At 64.8% G+C, this 14,565-nt stretch carries 17 protein-coding genes and 2 pseudogenes; 17 read left to right on the top strand and 2 right to left on the bottom strand.

Going from position 1 to position 14,565, the window contains the following annotated elements; translation table 11 throughout:
- The 14 genes and pseudogenes from flgC (at window position 1) to QP181_RS12585 (ending at window position 10,215) form a co-directional block, all read left to right on the top strand.
- Window positions 1-411 (top strand): flagellar basal body rod protein FlgC, encoded by a 411-nt coding sequence (gene flgC / locus QP181_RS12650; protein ID WP_056061586.1) that lies wholly within the window; start codon window positions 1-3, stop codon window positions 409-411.
- Window positions 412-413: 2 nt separating this feature from the next.
- Entirely contained in the window at window positions 414-1,094 is a 681-nt protein-coding gene (locus QP181_RS12645; RefSeq protein WP_132736538.1) for a flagellar hook assembly protein FlgD, read from the top strand.
- A gap of 29 nt (window positions 1,095-1,123) precedes the next feature.
- A complete protein-coding gene (locus tag QP181_RS12640; protein ID WP_333928720.1) occupies window positions 1,124-1,492 on the top strand; it encodes a flagellar hook-basal body complex protein in 369 nt (122 codons plus the stop codon).
- A 19-nt stretch (window positions 1,493-1,511) separates the two neighbouring features.
- Window positions 1,512-2,393: a flagellar hook-basal body complex protein gene (locus QP181_RS12635; protein ID WP_333928719.1), complete on the top strand. Its 882-nt coding sequence runs from the start codon at window positions 1,512-1,514 to the stop codon at window positions 2,391-2,393.
- Window positions 2,394-2,417: 24 nt separating this feature from the next.
- Window positions 2,418-3,167, top strand: coding sequence for a flagellar hook-basal body complex protein (locus tag QP181_RS12630; RefSeq protein ID WP_333928718.1), 750 nt, complete (start codon window positions 2,418-2,420; stop codon window positions 3,165-3,167).
- Between the two features lie 13 nt (window positions 3,168-3,180).
- Window positions 3,181-3,969, top strand: a complete 789-nt coding sequence (gene flgG, locus QP181_RS12625; protein ID WP_132736530.1) for a flagellar basal-body rod protein FlgG — start codon at window positions 3,181-3,183, stop codon at window positions 3,967-3,969.
- A 5-nt stretch (window positions 3,970-3,974) separates the two neighbouring features.
- On the top strand, window positions 3,975-4,664 hold the full coding sequence (locus QP181_RS12620) for a flagellar basal body L-ring protein FlgH (protein WP_132736528.1): 690 nt from the start codon (window positions 3,975-3,977) through the stop codon (window positions 4,662-4,664).
- A 10-nt stretch (window positions 4,665-4,674) separates the two neighbouring features.
- Window positions 4,675-5,766 (top strand): flagellar basal body P-ring protein FlgI, encoded by a 1,092-nt coding sequence (locus QP181_RS12615; RefSeq protein WP_207894129.1) that lies wholly within the window; start codon window positions 4,675-4,677, stop codon window positions 5,764-5,766.
- A 2-nt stretch (window positions 5,767-5,768) separates the two neighbouring features.
- Window positions 5,769-6,074 carry a hypothetical protein gene (locus QP181_RS12610; protein WP_333928717.1) on the top strand — a complete coding sequence of 102 codons (306 nt, stop codon included), beginning with the start codon at window positions 5,769-5,771 and terminating at the stop codon, window positions 6,072-6,074.
- Window positions 6,075-6,098: 24 nt separating this feature from the next.
- Window positions 6,099-6,161 (top strand): annotated as a pseudogene (locus tag QP181_RS12605) (hypothetical protein); the annotation flags it as partial.
- Window positions 6,162-6,498: 337 nt separating this feature from the next.
- Window positions 6,499-7,443: a FlgK family flagellar hook-associated protein gene (locus QP181_RS12600; protein ID WP_333928716.1), complete on the top strand. Its 945-nt coding sequence runs from the start codon at window positions 6,499-6,501 to the stop codon at window positions 7,441-7,443.
- A 5-nt stretch (window positions 7,444-7,448) separates the two neighbouring features.
- Window positions 7,449-8,369: a flagellin N-terminal helical domain-containing protein gene (locus QP181_RS12595; protein WP_277983064.1), complete on the top strand. Its 921-nt coding sequence runs from the start codon at window positions 7,449-7,451 to the stop codon at window positions 8,367-8,369.
- Between the two features lie 121 nt (window positions 8,370-8,490).
- Entirely contained in the window at window positions 8,491-9,354 is an 864-nt protein-coding gene (motA, locus tag QP181_RS12590) for a flagellar motor stator protein MotA (RefSeq protein WP_132736518.1), read from the top strand.
- A 12-nt stretch (window positions 9,355-9,366) separates the two neighbouring features.
- The gene (locus tag QP181_RS12585; protein WP_333928715.1) at window positions 9,367-10,215 is read left to right on the top strand and encodes a flagellar motor protein MotB; all 849 of its coding nucleotides are present in this window, start codon (window positions 9,367-9,369) and stop codon (window positions 10,213-10,215) included.
- Between the two features lie 144 nt (window positions 10,216-10,359).
- Here the strand turns inward: QP181_RS12585 and QP181_RS12580 are convergent, their stop codons facing one another.
- A complete protein-coding gene (locus QP181_RS12580) occupies window positions 10,360-10,860 on the bottom strand; it encodes a Ros/MucR family transcriptional regulator (protein ID WP_277983063.1) in 501 nt (166 codons plus the stop codon).
- 264 nt (window positions 10,861-11,124) lie between these two features.
- Between QP181_RS12580 and QP181_RS12575 the strand changes: the two genes are divergently transcribed.
- The 3 genes and pseudogenes from QP181_RS12575 (at window position 11,125) to QP181_RS20025 (ending at window position 13,433) form a co-directional block, all read left to right on the top strand.
- A complete protein-coding gene (locus tag QP181_RS12575) occupies window positions 11,125-12,447 on the top strand; it encodes a glycoside hydrolase family 3 protein (protein ID WP_333928714.1) in 1,323 nt (440 codons plus the stop codon).
- Window positions 12,347-13,007: pseudogene (locus QP181_RS20030) on the top strand (glycoside hydrolase family 3 protein); the annotation flags it as partial. The gene QP181_RS12575 and the pseudogene QP181_RS20030, both read left to right, overlap by 101 nt.
- 72 nt (window positions 13,008-13,079) lie before the next feature.
- Window positions 13,080-13,433: a fibronectin type III-like domain-contianing protein gene (locus QP181_RS20025; protein ID WP_443027593.1), complete on the top strand. Its 354-nt coding sequence runs from the start codon at window positions 13,080-13,082 to the stop codon at window positions 13,431-13,433.
- Between the two features lie 44 nt (window positions 13,434-13,477).
- Here QP181_RS20025 and QP181_RS12560 read toward each other — a convergent pair whose 3' ends face one another.
- On the bottom strand, window positions 13,478-14,563 hold the full coding sequence (locus QP181_RS12560; protein WP_333928712.1) for a sialidase family protein: 1,086 nt from the start codon (window positions 14,561-14,563) through the stop codon (window positions 13,478-13,480).
- Window positions 14,564-14,565: the final 2 nt, after the last annotated feature.

The raw sequence follows: 14,565 nt of genomic DNA, 5'->3' as shown, positions 1-14,565 counted from the left end.
ATGTCCAATCAGCCCATGACGATTTTCCAGGTCGCCGGCCGCGCGATGTCCGCGCAGCTCGTCCGGATGAACACTACCGCGTCGAACCTCGCCAATGCTGGCGGCACCACCGGCTCGGCGGAGACCGCGTACAAGACGATGAAGCCGGTGTTCCGCACCAGCTTCGATGCGGCCAGCGGCATGTCCACGGTCGACGTCGAGCGCGTCGTCACCGCCGGCGAAGCGCCGACCAAGCGCTACGATCCCGACAATCCGATGGCCGACAAGGATGGCAACATCTTCGAGGCGGCAGTCGATGAAACCCGCGAGATGGTCGACATGATGGAGACCGCCCGCAGCTACCAGAACAACATCGAAGTGATGAACACCGCGAAGTCGCTCATCATCGATACCCTCAAGCTAGGCCGCTGATCATGGCAACTTCCTTCGATTCCACGCTGAACGGTCTGGGCATCACGCGCACCTCGACGACCGCCACTACAAGCACCGCGGCCAGTGCATCGACGCTGAATCAGAACGACTTTCTGAAGCTGATGACCGCACAGATGCAGAATCAGGACCCGTTCAACCCGGTCGACAACACGCAGATGGTCGCACAGATGGCGCAATTCTCTTCGCTCGCCGGCATCTCCGAGATGAACACGACGATGAAGGCGATCTCCGACAAGCTCGGCGCGACCAGCACCAGCGATGCGCTCGCCTATGTCGGCAAGACGGTGCTGACCGAAGGATCGACGGCCTATGGTCGCAGTTCTGGCGGGATTGCGGGATCGGTCGAACTCGGCGGTGCCGCAACCGGCGTCAACGTCACGATCAGCGATGCCAACGGCGTCGCGATCAAGACGATGCAGCTTGGCGCACAAGCCAAGGGCACGGTCGGCTATGACTGGGACGGCAAGGACAGCGCCGGGGCCGACGCCGGCAGCGGCCCGTTCAAGGTCAGCATCAACGCGCAGAACGACGGCACCGCGGTCGCCGCGACCAGCCTGGTCTGGGCACCCGTCCAGTCGGTCTCGACCACCACCGGGTCCGCCATCCTCACCCTTCCCGGGATCGGCGAAGTGCCGGTCAGCGCCGTCCGCCAGATCGGCTGACCGCACCCTAATTCAACGGAGTCAAACGCATGTCCTTCTACACTTCGCTTTCCGGTCTCCAGGCATCGCAGACCGAGATGTCGACGATCTCGCACAATCTGGCGAACGTCTCGACCAACGGCTTTAAGAAGAGCCGCACCGATTTCGCCGACGTGATCGCGTCGAGCGTCTCGGTCGCGCCGTCGCAGCAGATCGGCTCGGGCGTCATGGTCAAGGGCAACCGCCAGCAATTCGCGCAGGGCAATCTGATCCAGTCGTCGAACGCGCTCGATCTTGCCGTGTCGGGTGACGGGTTCTTCGTGGTGAAGCCCGACAGCGCATCGTCGCAGGTCAACTTCACCCGCAACGGCGGCTTTCTGGTCGACGCCAACCGCTTCGTCGTCGATCTCGAGCGGTAGCCATCTTCAGGTGTATCCGGTGGATGGGTCGGGTTCGGTCGTCGCGACCGGCCTCAACTCGTCGGTCAGCCTGCAGCTGCCGGAAACGAGCGGTACCGCTGCGCCGACCAAGGCCGTCGCGCTGAGCGTCAATCTCAATTCGAGCGCGACCGTGCCGACGACCGCGACCTTCGATCGCTTCGATCCGTCGAGCTACAACCAGTCGGCGCAGACCACGGTCTATGACGCGTCGGGCAACGCGATGACGCTTACCAATTATTTCAAGCGCACGTCGTCGCCGACCGCGGACAATCCGAACAGCAGCTGGGAAGTCCATAGCTTCGTCGGCGACAAGGAGCTGACGTCGGGCGGCAATGCCGGCACGACGATGACGTTCGACTCCGCGGGCAAGATGACCGCACCGACCGGCCCGATCACGTATGACGAGTTCACCACCGCCGGTTCGGCCACGCCGCAGAACATCGCGTTCACGTTCGGCGCGGATACGACGCAGAAAGCCAGCGCGTTCAACGTTACGTCGCGGACGCAGGACGGCAAGGCGGTCGGTCAGATCCAGGGCGTGACGATCGACGAGAAGGGGATCGTCAAGGCGAGCTTCTCGAACGGCGACACGCAGGCGCTGGGTCAGGTGATGCTCGCCAATTTCTCGAACCCGGAAGGGTTGCGGCAGATCGGCAACAGCAACTGGTCGTCGACCGGCGTGTCGGGCGAGGCGAAGCTGGGGTCGGCGGGCGCCAATGGGTTCGGCAATCTGATGTCGGGAACGATCGAGCGATCGAACGTCGATATCACCGAGGAACTGGTCGACCTGATCGCGGCGCAGCGCAATTTCCAGGCGAACTCGAAGGCCTTGGATACCGCCAGCCAGATCTCGCAGACCATCTTCAACATCCGCAGCTAAGCAAGCGCGCGCAGGGGACCCTGAATGGACAAGCTGGTCTACACCGCGGCGACGGGCCTGCGCGCGCACATGGCGGCGCAGGCAGCGATCGCTAACAACATGGCGAACGCGTCGACCACCGGATTCCGCGCCGACCGCGTGGTGTTCGACCGGTTGAACCTGAAGGGCGATGGCAGCACGATCGAGGCGCGCGCGCCGACCTCGGAAGAGGTGACGGACGCGGACCGCGCACCCGGCGCGATCCAGCTGACCGGGCGTCCGCTGGACGTTGCGATCACCGGCACCACGGCTTGGCTGGCGGTGCAGGCGTCGGACGGCTCGGAGGCGTACACCCGCCGCGGCGATCTGGAGGTGGCGCCATCGGGCGTGCTCCAGACCGGCGACGGGCACCCGGTGATCGGCTCGGGGGCCGATCACGCTGCCACCTTATCAGTCGCTGACGATCGCCGGCGACGGGACGATCTCGATCGTGCCGCAGGGGGCGACGCGAAGAACCCGCAGGTGATCGACAAGCTCAAGCTCGCCGACACCAAGGGGTCGGACACGGTCAAGGGCCTCGACAACCTGCTGCGCGTGAAGGGCGGGGGGACACTGCCCGAGGATCTCGACGCGAAGGTCCAGGGCGGCGCGATCGAGGGATCAAACGTCAACATGACCCAGGCGCTGGTCGACATGATCGAGAACCAGCGCAGCTACGAAGTCCAGGCGAACATGATGAAGAACGCCAAGGACATGGATGAGAGCGGTGCATCGCTGATGCGCCTGCCGAGCTAGAAGGAACCGACGAATGTCATCCGCAGCCATGCATATCGCGCGCACCGGGCTCGACGCCCAGGACATGCGCATGCGCGTCATCTCGAACAACCTCGCCAACGTGAACACCACCGGCTTCAAGAAGGACCGCGCGGCGTTCGAGACGCTCGCGTACCAGACCGTCACGACGCCGGGTGCGCAGAGCACGTCCGAGACCAAATATGCGACCGGGCTCAATCTCGGCACCGGCGTCAAGATCCAGGGCACCGCGCGCGTCGATACGCAGGGCGCGATGCAGACGACCGGAAACAGCCTCGATCTCGCGCTCGACGGCGATGGCTATTTTCAGGTGCAGATGCCCGGCGGTACGCTCGGCTATACGCGTTCGGGTAATTTCTCGCGTTCGGCCGAGGGCTTGCTGGTCACCAGCGAAGGCTATCAGGTGCAGCCCGGAATCACCGTGCCCGAGGGTACGACCGCGATCACGATCGGCTCCGACGGGACCGTGTCGGCGACCATCCCCGGCCAGACCGAAGCATCGCAGCTCGGCCAGATCCAGGTCGCGAACTTCCCCAACGGCGCAGGCCTGCAAGCGACCGGCGATAATTATCTCGTCGAGACCGCCGCCAGCGGCGCGGCCAATGTCGGCGTCGCGGGCCAGGATGGTCGCGGCAATATCAAGCAGGGGATGCTTGAGGCGTCGAACGTCAACGTCGTCGAGGAGCTCGTCGACATGATCGAGACGCAGCGCGCGTACGAGGTCAATTCGAAGATGATCTCGGCGACCGACGACATGCTCAAATACATCAACCAGAACATCTGATCGTGATGCGCAACGCTCAAATCGTCGTGCTGGTCGGCACGCTCGTCATCGCCGGACTTGGTGCCTCCCCGGTGGACGCCAGCCTGTTTGGCAAAAAGGCTCCGCCCGAGGATTTTTCGGTGGCACGGCCCTTGCCGGTCCAGCCGGTGCCGGTCGTCGCGACCGGATCGATCTTCCAGGCGCAGGACGGCTATGCCGCGCTGTACGAAGGCTGGCGCGCGCGCAAAGTCGGCGATCCGCTGACGATCGTGCTGGTCGAGCGGACCGCCGCATCGAAGTCGTCGGGTTCGAAGCTCGACAGCAATGGCTCGGGCAGCATCACACCGCCCACTACCGGCGCGCTCAATCTGTTCAGCAAGACCGATGCGACGATCAGCGGCGGGCGCAGCTTCAATGGCACCGGCGCCGCCGACCAGGCGAACTCGCTGTCGGGCGAAGTCAGCGTGACGGTCGCCGAGGTCTATCCGAACGGCACGATGCTGGTGCAGGGCCAGAAGCGCGTCACGCTCAACCGCGGCGACGAGTTCCTGAAGATCAAGGGCCTCGTCCGCACCGCCGACGTCGACGCGAACAACCGCGTGCTGTCGACCCGCGTCGCCGACGCGCAGATCTCGTACACCGGCAAGGGCGACGTCGCCCGCGCCGGCCGCCAGGGGTGGCTCGGCCGCTTCTTCTCCGTCGTCAGCCCATTCTAAGGCCGTGACCATGCGCTTCCTGCTCGCCCTTTTCGCCGCGCTCCTGATCGCCGCGCCGGCCTCGGCCGACCGGATCAAGGACCTTGGCGGGTTCCAGGGTATTCGTTCGAACCAGCTGACCGGCTACGGCATCGTCGTCGGCCTGCCAGGCACGGGCGACGACAATCTCGAATACACCGTGCAGTCGCTCAAGGCCGTCGCGTCGCGCTTCGGCCTGCAGCTACCGCCGTCCGCGAACCCGGGCATGAAGAACGCGGCGGTCGTCATGATCACCGCCGAACTGCCGCCGTTCGCCAAGCCCGGCCAGCGTCTCGACATCACCGTCGCGTCGATGGGCAAGGCCAAGAGCCTCCGCGGCGGCAGCCTGATCATGACCCCGCTGCTCGGTGCGGATAACCAGATCTACGCGATGGCACAGGGCAACCTCGCGGTTGGCGGGCTCGGTGCGGAAGGCGCGGACGGGTCGAAGATCGTCGTCAACGTGCCCTCGACCGGCCGCATCCCCGAGGGCGCCACGGTCGAACGTGCGGTCGCCACCGGGTTCGACAGCGCGCCGACACTCACCTTCAACCTCGCGCGTGCTGATTTCACGACCGCGCAGAACGTTGCCGGCGCGATCAATTCCAAACTGGGCTTCGGCAGCGCGCAGGCGATCGACGCGGTCTCCGTCGCGGTCCGTGCACCGATCGGTGCCGACATCCGGGCCACGCTGATGTCGACTATCGAGAATCTTGACGTCGTCTCCGCCGAACCGTCGGCCAAGGTGATCGTCAATGCGCGCACCGGCACCGTCGTCATCAACTCGGCGGTCCGGGTCGGTCCGGCGGCGATCACGCACGGCAAGATGACGGTGCGGATCGACGAGAAGCCGCAGGTTAGCCAGCCCGCACCGTTCAGCGGCGGCCAGACCGTCGTCACCCCGAACAGCGCGGTCGCAGTGGAGGAGGAGCGTCGCCCGATGTTCCTGCTCGCACCCGGCCCCAAGCTTGCCGACATCGTCAAGGCGGTCAACGCGATCGGCGCCTCGCCGGCCGATCTGGTCGCGATCCTCGAGGCGCTGAAGGAAGCTGGCGCGCTCAAGGCCGAGTTGATCGTCCTGTGAGCGTGATCTCCACCCCTACGACGCCGACTGCGGGCGCCACCACCGGGATTTCGACCGATACAAGCCGGCTCAAGTCGAAGGACAATCTCGACAAGGCCGGCCAGAAGTTCGAGGCGGTTTTCACGGGCATGATGCTGAAGAGCATGCGCCAGGCGAAACTCAGCGACCCGCTGTTCGATCTCGAAGGCGATCGATACCTTCACCGACATGCAGGATGGGCTGACCGCAAAGGCGATGGCCGAGCACACGCCGCTCGGCATCGGCAAGGCGATGACGGACTTTCTCGCCAAATCTCAATCCGATATTAACCCGACCGCGACAGACTCACCCCCATGAGCGATCTCCTTTCGATCGGCGCTTCGGGCGTGCGCGCGTATCAGACCGCGCTGTCGACGGTGTCGGAGAACATCGCCAACACGGGCACGGCGGGCTATACCCGGCGTACGACCACGCTTGGCGAAGTCGGATCGATCAGCGGCGGGATCAACGCGCGCACATCCTCGATCGGCAGCGGCGTAACGGTCACGGGCATTGCGCGAAGCGCCGACGCCTATCGGTCGCAGGCAGTGCGCAGCGCCGGTACCGATCTCGCCAAGACCGAAACCAGCGTCACCTGGATGAGCCGGATCGAAACGTCGCTCGGCGACAACAAGCTGGGCGACCGGCTCACCAGTTTCTTTGGCGCGGCGCAGGCGCTGTCCGCCGACCCTACATCGGTTCCGGCGCGCGGTCATGCTCGAATCCGCCGGCACGGCCGCGGCCGCCTTCGCCACCACCGGCAAGGCGCTCGATACTGCGGCGACCGAACTCGATGCATCGGCATCGCAGGCAGTCCAGTCGCTCAATTCGCTTGGAACCGCGCTGGCCAAGATCAACGACGGCCTCGCCAGGACTCAGCCTGGTTCGTCGAGTGCGGCGCAGCTCGCCGATCAGCGCGATCAAGTGCTCGAACAGATGAGCACGCTCACCGACGTCAACACCGCGTTCGACGATCTTGGACGCGCGACCGTGCGTCTCGGCGGCGCGGCGGGGTCAGTGTTCGTCATTGGCACCGATAGCGGTCAGGTATCGTTCGCCCGCAACGACGAGGGCGCGGTGCAGTTCGCGGTGACTCGTGCCGGCGCCACCTCGGCCTTGTCGCCATCGGGCGGGACGCTGGCTGGGTTCGCCGACGGGGCGCAACGGATCGCGTCGGCGCGCGAGGGTTTGAACGCGATCGCCAGTGATTTCACCGCGCAGGTCAACGCCGTGCAGATGCAGGGGCGGGACCTCGACGGCAAGGCCGGGGCCGCGCTGTTCACGACCGGTGCCACGCCGACCGATATATCCGTCACGATGACCGATCCGCGCGGTATTGCCGCGGCGAGCGCGAACGGCAGCATCCGCGATGCGTCGAACCTGTCGGCGCTGCAGGCAGTGCGCGGCAGCGGTGGGTTCGAGATGCGGACGACCAACCTTATTGCCGGTAACTCCGCCGCATTGGAGCAGCGCAAGACGGTTGCCGATGCGCAGAGCGCGATCCGCGATGGTGCGGTCAGTTCGCTGGCGGCGGCGTCGGGGGTCGATCTCGATAGCGAAGCGGTTGACCTGCTCCGCTTCCAGCAGGCCTATCAGGCATCGAGCCGGGTCATCCAGACCGCACGCGACACGTTCCAGACCATCCTCGAGATCCGGTAACGCCCATGCAGATCGCCACCAGCCTTTTCTATGATCGTTCCGCGAGCGCGATGACGTCGCTCTCGGCGAAGGCCGATTCGCTCCAGACGCAGATCTCGACGACCAAGCGATTCTCCGCGCCGTCGCAGGATAGTGTTGCCTATCAACGGTTACAGGGGCTCGCGCGCGATACCGCGAACGACAAGGTCTATACGGCCAATCTCGGCACCGCCGAATCGGTGCTCAAACAAGGCGATACCAGCCTCAGCGCGATGACCGATCAGCTGCAGAGTGCGGTGACGCTCGTGACCCAGGCGAAGAACGGCACGCTCAATGCCGTCGACCGCAAGGCGATCGGCGAACAGATTGCCGGAATCGTCGCCTCGCTCACGGCGATCGCCAATACCAAGGACGCCCGCGGCCAAGCCCTGTTCGGTGGTGGAGACGGCGCCGCCGCGGTCGCCACCGACGGCAGCTTCGCGTTGGCGGCGAAGCCGGTATCGGGCATCCCGATCGGCGATGGCCAAAGCGTCCAAGCCAACGAGACCGCAGCACGGATCTTTACGGTCGGTGGCGCGACCAAAGCCGATGGCAGCATCGAGGGCGGCACGAACACGCTGGCGATGCTGTCGGCGATCGCCACCGCGTTGCAGTCGGATGATTTCAAGCCGGGATCGCTCGACGGTTCGCTGGCCGACATCAGCGCGGCATCGGATCAGGTGACCAGCGTCCAGGCGTCGCTCGGCGCGCGTGCGGCACGAGTCGATCTCGAGACGTCGCGGCTGAAGGACGTCGGCACCGACCGCGAGGCGACCCGGTCTGGTCTCGAGGATACCGACATCACCAGTGCGGTCGTCGAGCTGCAAAAGACCATGACGGTCCTGTCCGCGACACAGGCGAGTTTCTCGAAGCTGTCTGCGCTATCGCTGTTCGACTATTTGCGCTGAGCCGCGGCGACCGGAAGTTTTTTGCCGTGCGCCGCGCCGCGGTAACGGGTTGGCTACGAAATCCGGTTAATTCTCTGGCTACGCATTAACCGTCGTCGACCCAGAGGGATTTTCCAGCAGCATGTTTCCGGTCATCGGCATCGTCGTCCTTCTCGTCATGGTGTTCGGCGGGTTCGCGTTCACCGGCGGCGCGCTCGGTCCCGTCCTGGAGGCGATCCCGCACGAGATGTTGATCATCGGCGGTGCCGCCGCGGGCGCGCTGATCATCGGCAATTCGGGCAAGGAACTGAAGGCGCTTGGCGGCGGCCTCGGCAAGGTCTTCAAGGGCCCGAAATACAAGAAGCAGGATTATCTCGACGTCATCTTCCTCGTCAGCAAGCTGATGAAGATGCTGCGGATGGACGGGCCGATCGCGCTCGAGCCGCATGTCGAGGACCCGCAGTCTTCCGCGGTGTTCGCCGAATATCCCAAGCTGTTGAAGGATCATGCGCTCATCAACCTGATCGCTGACACGCTCCGCCTGGTCGTGGTGTCGTCGGGTACGCTCGACGTGCACGCGGTCGAGGAGGTGATGGACCAGTCGATCAAGACGCATCATCACGAGGAAGAAAGTGCCCACGGCACGCTCACCAGCCTCGCCGACGCGCTGCCCGCACTCGGCATCGTCGCCGCGGTGCTGGGCGTGGTGAAGACGATGGGGTCGATCGACAAGCCGCCGTCGATCCTCGGCTCGATGATCGGCTCGGCGCTGGTCGGCACGTTCATGGGCGTGTTGCTCGCCTATGGCATGGTCGCGCCGCTCGCCAACCGGCTGCGCCAGGTGCTCGATGCCGACGCGGCGATCTACGGCGTGGTCAAGCAGATCATCATCGCCTCGCTCCACGGCCATCCGCAGCCGCTGGTGATCGAGGCTGCGCGCTCGGGCATCGCGCACAAGAACCAGCCGGGCTTCGCTGAAGTCTTTGACGGGCTTCGCGGCAAGTAAGGCGCGATCGATATGGCCCGCGCACCCCATGGCAACATTCAGCCGCCCAAGATCATCGTTAAGAAGATCTATATCGAGGGGCATGGCGGCCATCACGGCGGCGCCTGGAAGGTCGCCTATGCCGATTTCGTGACCGCGATGATGGCGTTCTTTTTGCTGTTGTGGATCCTTGGCGCGACCACCGAGAAACAGCGCAAGGGCATCGCCGATTACTTCGCGCCGACGCTGCTCGATACACGCTCGCTCGGGATCGGTGGCGGTGGGCTGTTCGGCGGGGAGTCGATTCTCGACAAGAACAAGATCGGTCCGAAGGCCGGGCAGACGAGCATGCCGCAGATCGCGGTGCCAGATGCGGGCAAGGGCGGCGCATCCACCGGTACCGGCGAGCAGGGTACGATCAAGAACCGCCAGGCGCTCGCCAGCGAAGATCGCAAGAACTTCGAATCGATGCGCAAGCGCGTGCTGAGCCAGATCGCCGCGTCGCCCAAGCTGTCGCGGCTCGCGAGCCACGTCCGCTTCGTCCCGACGCAGGACGGCATGCGGATCGACCTGGTCGACGATGCGAATTATTCGATGTTCGCGCTCGGTACGACCGCGCTCGATCCGCAGGCGGGCGACCTGATCGGGATGATCGCCACGTCGATCAAGGGCATGCAGAACCCGATCATGATCCGGGGCCATACCGACAGCGTGCCGTACGGCGATCCGCGCGATGAACAACTGGATGCTATCGTCGGGGCGTGCCGAGGCGACCCGCCGCCGATTGCTGTCGGGCGGAACCCCGGAAGCACGCTTCGAACGCATCGAAGGCGTCGCCGACCGGGAGCCCCTGATCGTCAAGGATGCGGCCGATCCGCGTAACCGCCGCGTCGCGATCACGTTGCTCTACCGGCGGGGCCGCTTCGGCAAATAGGCCGGTATCCCCCGACAAATCGACGCAGACAAAAAAGGGGACCGGTGCTTGGCGCACCGGTCCCCTTTTCGTTTTACGCCCTGTGCAGCCGCTTATTCGGCGGCGACGGTATCCGTCTTGCGCTTGCGCGTGGTCGCGGCGGGGGCAGGCGCCGCTTCGGCCTTGCGCGCACCTGGCTTGCGACCCAGGCCGATCTTCTTCGCCATCGCACGACGGCTTTCCGAATAATTCTCGGCGACCATCGGATAGTCGGGCTTCAGGCCATAGCGTTCGCGGTACTCGGCCGGCGTCATGCCGTGCGTCGCCAGATGACGGCGTAAGGTCTTGTAGGACTTGCCGTCGATCATCGAGATGATGTGATCCTTCGATGCCAGCGACTTTCGTGCCGACACGGCCGGCGTATATTCAGCCGCTGCTTCGACGGGAGGCGCTTCGGTGGTAGCACCCAACAGCGCGGCGACCGTATCGTGCATTCTGCCCAGAAAGGCAGGAACGTCATCGGCCGAGCTTCGCGTATTCGGATTACCAAGCCAAGCAATGGTCAGCTCTGTCGCAAGTTCGACGGCACTCAGGTCGGTGGTATCTTCGGACATGTTCAACTCCATTGACTGACGTCGCCGTAACAACGTGTGAGACTGGGTTCAACCGCCAGATTAGCAATTATGGGGTAATTTTTGTAAAAACGTACATGGAGAGACACGACTACATCGCGAAGCCGCCGACAATTTGCTTTAGATTAAAGTATGTCGCGGGCCGATCAATTTAACGATCGGCCAGCTCGGGAATGCCCGCACCCACTAGGCGACAGCCTCGGCAGACCGTATCCGACGTGCACATCAGTCAAAAAAGAGGGTTCCATGACCGCATCTCGCACCAAGACCATTTTCGCACGTCTCCTTGCGGGTTCGGTCGTGATCGGCGTCGTGGCGGCATCGCCCGCCATCGCACAGACGACCAACAACGCGCCCGGCGCCGCGGCGGCGCGAACCGAAGCGCCGAAAGCGCGGCCATGGATGAACACTGCGCTGAGCGCCGATGCACGCGTCGATCTACTCCTCAAGGAGATGACGCTCGACGAGAAGCTGCAACTCACGTTCGGTTATTTCGCGACCAATGCAGACTGGCTGAAGACGCCGGTCAAGAACTGGGTCTATCCCAAGGACGGACTGCCCGCGTCTGCCGGCATCGTCCCCGGCATTCCGCGGCTCGGCATCCCGAACCAGTGGCAGACCGATGCCGGCGTCGGCGTCGCCAGCCAGCGCGGGCCGACGCCGCGGCTGCGCACCTCACTGCCGTCGGGGATCGCGACCGCGGCGACCTGGAACCCCGAACTCGCACAGGCGGGCGGCGCGATGATCGGCCGCGAGGCGTTCCTGTCGGGCTTCAACGTGCAGCTCGCGGGCGGCATGAACCTGACGCGCGAGCCGCGCAACGGTCGCAACTTCGAATATGGCGGCGAGGATCCGTTGCTGGCGGGTGTGATCACCGGCCACGAGATCAAGGGGATCCAGTCGCAGCACGTCGTCTCGACGATGAAGCATTACGCGTTCAACGGGCAGGAGACGAACCGCAACAACATCGATCACAAGATCGGCGAACAGGCCGCACGCCAGTCCGATCTGCTCGCGTTCGAGATAGCCAACGAGGTCGGTCAGCCCGGCTCGGTGATGTGTTCGTACAACCGCGTGAACGGCCATTACGCGTGCGAGAACGACTGGCTCTTGAACAAAGTCCTTAAGCGCGACTGGGGCTTCAAGGGCTATGTCATGTCCGATTGGGGCGCGACGCATTCGACCAGCGAGGCGGCCAATGCCGGGCTCGACCAGCAGTCGGGCTGGGCGTTCGATCGCTCGGCGTATTTCGCGGATGCGCTGCGCGAGGCTGTCAACAACGGCCATGTCAGCGAAGCGCGCGCAACCGACATGGCACGCCGCGTGCTCTGGGGAATGTTTTCCGTGGGGGCGTTCGACACCGTCGTGAACGGCGATCAGGCGACCAAGATCGACTATTCCGCGCATGCCGCGGTGACGCGCGGATGCCGAGGAGGGCATCGTCCTTCTCAAGAACACCGCCGGGCTACTGCCGATCGCGAAGACGGCGAAGTCGATCCTGCTGATCGGTGCGCATGCCGATGTCGGGGTGCTGTCGGGCGGTGGATCGAGCCAGGTCTATTCGCATAATGCGCCGACCAACGGCCTGGTCGTGCCGGATGAATTCCCGAGCGGTTTCCCCGGTCCCAAGACCTATCACGCGTCGTCGCCGATGAAGGCGTTGCAGGCACGTAGCGGCGCGACGATCACCTATCTTGACGGCAAGGACGTCAAGGCAGCGGCTGCGGCGGCGCGGAAGGCGGACATGGTCGTCGTGTTCGGCGAGCAGTGGACGGGTGAGTCGATCGACGTGCCCGACCTGAACCTGCCCGATGGCCAAAACGCGCTGATCGATGCGGTCGCGCGCGAATGCGAAGACGGTGGTCGTGCTCGAAACCGGCGGTCCGGTGGTGATGCCGTGGCTCGGCAAGGTCGGCGCGGTGCTGGAGGCGTGGTATCCCGGCACGGCGGGCGGCGAGGCGATCGCGCGCGTGCTGACCGGCGAGATCAATCCGTCTGGGCATCTGCCCGCGACCTTCCCTGCGTCGCTCTCGCAGATCCCGCGGCCCAAGTTGGAGGGTGATCCCAAGCTCGATCGCGATTCGCATCCGATGGGCAATTACGACATCGAGGGCGCGGCGGTTGGCTATAAGTGGTTCGACAAGACCGGTGCCAAGCCCCTGTTCCCGTTCGGTTATGGGCTTTCCTATACCAACTTCGCGATGACCGGCCTGACCGCGTCCCCCGCGGGCAAGGGCATCAAGGCGGACTTCACGGTCCAGAACACCGGCGCGGTGCAAGGCAAGACGGTCGCGCAGGTCTATGTTTCGGGCGCAGGCTGGGAAGCGCCCAAGCGGCTCGGCGCTTTCCGCAAGGTCGATCTCGCACCCGGCAAGGGTCAGACGGTCTCGGTGACGATCGACCCGCGCCTGCTTGCGACGTTCGATGTCGCCAGCGGCGGGTGGAAGATCGCCGGCGGCGACTACAAGGTAATGCTGGCGACCTCCGCTGCGGACATCGTCCAGACCGCAACGGTTCGTGTGGCCGCGCAGACGCTCGACGCGAGCGGCAAGTAAGCGTTATCTGAATGTTGGGGGTGCGGTGTTAAACGCCGCCCCCATCAGCGGAGCCGGCGCGGGTCTACGACGACGTATTTGATGTGCTTGCGATCATAGGTGTAGGTGATCCGGACCAGCCCGTCGCGAGTCTGGATCACCGCGGGATAGGCAAAGCCGTCGGGAAGCGGCTTGTTTTCCAGCGTCAGCACCTGATGCCAGCGCACGCCATCGTCCGACAGTGCGAGATTGAGCGGCCAACGCGGTCCGTCGCCGGGGCGGTCGGGCCAATGACCGCTGTGATTATAAACGATCAACTGTCGCCCATCGCGCAACGTCACCGCATCGGTGCCGGCGTTCGGGTTGGGAAGGTCGATCGCGGCGAGGGGCGACCAGGTCCGGCCGGTATCCTTCGACCAACTCATGGCGAGCGCACCCTGGCGCGTGCGGGCGATCAGTTCGAGCCGGCCATCGGGATAGGATAGCACGCTCGGCTGGATCGCCTCGATATGCATCGGCGAGGGGATCGGTGGCTCGACCGTCCAATGCGCGCCGCGATCGGTGCTGCGTTCCATGCGGAGCGACCAGCGATTGGCCTCCGCGGTGCCTTCTTCGCGGCTCGATGGTGCAAGCCAGCTCCCGTCGCGCAGCACGACGGGCTTGTTCTTGATCGGTCCCAGGACGCCGTCGGGCAGGCGTTCCGGCTTGCTCCAGCTACGGCCGTTGTCGGTCGAGCGGATCATCATCCCCCACCAATCACGCGGGTTCGGCCCGACCTTGTAGAACAGGCGGAGGTCGCCCGGGGCAGGCTGGAACAGGACGGGGTTCCAAGTCGGAAGATGGCGACCATCGGCGCCGATACCCGCCGCCACCGGTTCGGGCGCACTCCATCCGCCGTCCCCGCGGCTGCTGCTACGCGCTGTCCAGATGCGGACGTCGGTATTGCCTTCGCCCGATCCGGCGAACCAGGCCGCCATCAAGGTGCCGTCGGCGAGCTGCACAATCGTCGACGCGTGCGCCTGTGGATAGGGGGCGTGCGCGTCGATCAGTTCGGCCGTCAGGATGGCATCCGACGCTGACGGCCGCGGGGCATTGCCGGGAGCGCCAGCCCCCGACAGCATCGCGGCCAGCCCGATGATCGCCACCTTCATGT

This window comes from Sphingomonas sp. LR55 (assembly GCF_036856015.1).
Classification (GTDB): Bacteria; Pseudomonadota; Alphaproteobacteria; order Sphingomonadales; family Sphingomonadaceae; genus Sphingomonas.
The sequence above is the reverse complement of the archived record's forward strand: the minus strand, read 5'-3'. Positions and strand labels throughout refer to the sequence as shown.

Excerpts from the sequence above, each read along its gene's own strand:
- QP181_RS12645 (WP_132736538.1), top strand. The coding sequence starts at position 414 with ATGGCAACTTCCTTCGATTCCACGCTGAACGGTCTGGGCATCACGCGC.
- QP181_RS20025 (WP_443027593.1), top strand. The coding sequence starts at position 13,080 with ATGACCGGCCTGACCGCGTCCCCCGCGGGCAAGGGCATCAAGGCGGAC.
- QP181_RS12560 (WP_333928712.1), bottom strand. The coding sequence starts at position 14,563 with ATGAAGGTGGCGATCATCGGGCTGGCCGCGATGCTGTCGGGGGCTGGC.
- QP181_RS12630 (WP_333928718.1), top strand. The coding sequence starts at position 2,418 with ATGGACAAGCTGGTCTACACCGCGGCGACGGGCCTGCGCGCGCACATG.
- QP181_RS12595 (WP_277983064.1), top strand. The coding sequence starts at position 7,449 with ATGCAGATCGCCACCAGCCTTTTCTATGATCGTTCCGCGAGCGCGATG.
- QP181_RS12615 (WP_207894129.1), top strand. The coding sequence starts at position 4,675 with ATGCGCTTCCTGCTCGCCCTTTTCGCCGCGCTCCTGATCGCCGCGCCG.
- QP181_RS12640 (WP_333928720.1), top strand. The coding sequence starts at position 1,124 with ATGTCCTTCTACACTTCGCTTTCCGGTCTCCAGGCATCGCAGACCGAG.
- QP181_RS12585 (WP_333928715.1), top strand. The coding sequence starts at position 9,367 with ATGGCCCGCGCACCCCATGGCAACATTCAGCCGCCCAAGATCATCGTT.
- motA (WP_132736518.1), top strand. The coding sequence starts at position 8,491 with ATGTTTCCGGTCATCGGCATCGTCGTCCTTCTCGTCATGGTGTTCGGC.
- QP181_RS12600 (WP_333928716.1), top strand. The coding sequence starts at position 6,499 with ATGCTCGAATCCGCCGGCACGGCCGCGGCCGCCTTCGCCACCACCGGC.
- flgC (WP_056061586.1), top strand. The coding sequence starts at position 1 with ATGTCCAATCAGCCCATGACGATTTTCCAGGTCGCCGGCCGCGCGATG.
- QP181_RS12620 (WP_132736528.1), top strand. The coding sequence starts at position 3,975 with ATGCGCAACGCTCAAATCGTCGTGCTGGTCGGCACGCTCGTCATCGCC.
- QP181_RS12575 (WP_333928714.1), top strand. The coding sequence starts at position 11,125 with ATGACCGCATCTCGCACCAAGACCATTTTCGCACGTCTCCTTGCGGGT.
- QP181_RS12580 (WP_277983063.1), bottom strand. The coding sequence starts at position 10,860 with ATGTCCGAAGATACCACCGACCTGAGTGCCGTCGAACTTGCGACAGAG.
- flgG (WP_132736530.1), top strand. The coding sequence starts at position 3,181 with ATGTCATCCGCAGCCATGCATATCGCGCGCACCGGGCTCGACGCCCAG.